The organism is bacterium, assembly GCA_024226335.1.
Taxonomy (GTDB): domain Bacteria; phylum Myxococcota_A; class UBA9160; order SZUA-336; family SZUA-336; genus JAAELY01.
In genome coordinates, this window is record JAAELY010000443.1 from 1 (window position 1) to 1,076 (window position 1,076).

Below are 1,076 nucleotides of genomic sequence, written 5' to 3' on the forward strand. Positions count from 1 at the left end.
AGCTTGCACATCGAGCTGACGTGGCCAACCGTGATGTAGGCCTCCAGCCGCATCACTTTGCGCGCGATCAGCATCAGCGTCAAAACCATCGCCAGCCCGGAGAAGATCGCGCCGGCGACGAAATAGGGCGGGAAGATTGTCGTGTGCCATCCCGGAATCACCGACGTCGCGAAGTCGAAGCTGACGATGGTGTGCACCGAGAAGACCAGTGGCGTCGCCAGGCCGGCGAGAAGCATGTACACCGTCTCGTAGCGCATCCACGTCCGTGACGAACCGCTCCAGCCCAGGCTGAATATGCCGAACAGCGTGCGCTTTAGTTTCGATTTCGTGCGGTCCCGTAGCGTAGCCAGATCGGGGAGCATCCCGATGTACCAGAATGACAGCGAAACCAGGAAGTACGTCGAGACGGCGAAAACATCCCAGCACAGCGCCGAGCGGAAGTTGATCCACAACGAGCCGCGGGTGTTGGGGTAGGGAAACACGAAGAATGCCAGCCAGGGGCGGCCCATGTGAATCAGCGGGAACAGCCCCGCGCACATCACGGCGAAGATCGTCATTGCCTCCGCGGAGCGGTTCACCGCCGTTCGCCAGCGCTGGCGGAACAGGAACAGCACGGCCGAGATCAGCGTGCCCGCGTGGCCGATGCCGATCCAGAAGACGAAGTTCGTGATGTCGAAGCCCCATCCGACGGTACGATTGAGACCCCAGACCCCGATACCCGTCATCAGCAGATAGCTCACCGCCGCGACTCCGAGGGCCAGAGCCGACAGAGAGAGGGCCATGCCGATCCACCACAGGGGCGACGGACTGTTCTCCAGGGGCCGGCAGACATCGTTTGTCACGTCGGCCGGTTGCTTGTTGCCTTCGACGAGAGGAAGGCGCAGTGCTGTCGCGGCGTCACTCATCGATCACGCATCCTCGCGGTTTCGCACCAGCGTGAGATACCCGACGACAGGTTTGACGCCGAGCTCTTCCAGCACGACGTAGTGCCGTGGGTCGTGCTTCTGGTGGGATAGCTTGCTTTCGGGATCCTTCATGTCCCCGAAGACGATGGCTCCGGCCGGGCACGACTGGAC

The 1,076-nt window shown here is 62.2% G+C and carries 2 protein-coding genes; both read right to left on the reverse strand.

Annotated features, from left to right (window positions below; translation table 11 throughout):
• On the reverse strand, positions 1 to 905 hold a 905-nt coding region (gene nrfD / locus GY725_21450; protein MCP4006754.1), incomplete at its 3' end, for a polysulfide reductase NrfD.
• A 3-nt stretch (positions 906 to 908) separates the two neighbouring features.
• The coding region (locus GY725_21455; GenBank protein MCP4006755.1) for a hypothetical protein at positions 909 to 1,076 on the reverse strand (168 nt) is incomplete at its 5' end.